This is a genomic window from Tranquillimonas alkanivorans, from assembly GCF_900115595.1.
In the GTDB taxonomy this organism is placed as follows: domain Bacteria; phylum Pseudomonadota; class Alphaproteobacteria; order Rhodobacterales; family Rhodobacteraceae; genus Tranquillimonas; species Tranquillimonas alkanivorans.
On the sequence record NZ_FOXA01000078.1, the window covers coordinates 1 to 1,565 of the forward strand.

Annotated in this window: 1 rRNA gene; it reads left to right on the forward strand. The window is 55.7% G+C overall.

Annotated elements, in window-relative coordinates:
* Positions 1 to 1,565 (forward strand): 23S ribosomal RNA (locus BM162_RS22200); the annotation flags it as partial.

Here is a 1,565-nt window from a genome sequence, read left to right on the forward strand (position 1 = left end):
CGCGGCAGCTCATAACGGGCTGAACCAGGTACTTTGAGGCTGAATACATAGGCTTCAAAGAGCGAACCCGGGGAACTGAAACATCTAAGTACCCGGAGGAAAGGAAATCAACAGATACTCCCCTAGTAGTGGCGAGCGAACGGGGACCAGCCGAGCCGTGAGAGTGAGAAGAACCGGATGGAAAGCCGGACCAGAGCGGGTGACAGTCCCGTATTCGAAGCTCGATCGGACGTATCAAGTAGGGCGGGACACGTGAAATCCTGTCTGAAGATCGGGGGACCACCCTCGAAGGCTAAGTACTCCTTGCTGACCGATAGCGAACCAGTACCGTGAGGGAAAGGTGAAAAGCACCCCGACGAGGGGAGTGAAACAGTACCTGAAACCGAACGCCTACAAGCAGTCGGAGGGGCCTCGAGCCCTGACGGCGTACCTTTTGTATAATGGGTCATCGACTTGGTCTCACGAGCAAGCTTAAGCCGGTAGGTGTAGGCGCAGCGAAAGCGAGTCTGAATAGGGCGTCGAGTTCGTGGGATCAGACCCGAAACCGAGTGATCTAGGCATGTCCAGGATGAAGGTTGGGTAACACCAACTGGAGGTCCGAACCCACACCTGTTGAAAAAGGTCGGGATGAGGTGTGCCTAGGGGTGAAAGGCCAATCAAACTCGGAGATAGCTGGTTCTCCGCGAAATCTATTTAGGTAGAGCGTCATCCGAATACCCCGGGGGGTAGAGCACTGGATGGGTAATGGGGCCCCACAGGCTTACTGATCCTAACCAAACTCCGAATACCCGGGAGTACTGGATGGCAGACACACGGCGGGTGCTAACGCCCGTCGTGGAGAGGGAAACAACCCTGACCTACAGCTAAGGCCCCCAATTCGTGGCTAAGTGGGAAAGCATGTGAGACGGCCAAAACAACCAGGAGGTTGGCTTAGAAGCAGCCATCCTTTAAAGATAGCGTAACAGCTCACTGGTCTAATCAAGCTGTCTTGCGGCGAAGATGTAACGGGGCTCAAGCCACGAGCCGAAGCTTAGGACTGCATATGCAGTGGTAGCGGAGCGTAGTGTGACATAACACTCGTCCTCTTCTGCCGCCGAGCCGAGCGGAGCGCGTCACGCGCTCAAGCAGCGAAGCGGTAGCGCAGGATAGAGTGTTTTCTGTGAAGCCGGCGCGTGAGCGATCCGGTGGAGAGATCACTAGCGAGAATGATGACATGAGTAGCGACAAACAGGGTGAGAGACCCTGTCGCCGAAAGTCCAAGGGTTCCTGCTTAAAGCTAATCTGAGCAGGGTAAGCCGGCCCCTAAGGCGAGGCCGAAAGGCGTAGCCGATGGGAACCAGGTCAATATTCCTGGGCCAGGAGGATGTGACGGATCGCAGGTGTTGTCGGACCTTATCGGATTGGTTCGGCAGCTGAGCGGTCCCTGGAAATAGCCCTCCATCAGACCGTACCCGAAACCGACACAGGTGGACTGGTAGAGAATACCAAGGCGCTTGAGAGAACGATGTTGAAGGAACTCGGCAAAATACCTCCGTAAGTTCGCGAGAAGGAGGCCCAGTTTCTAG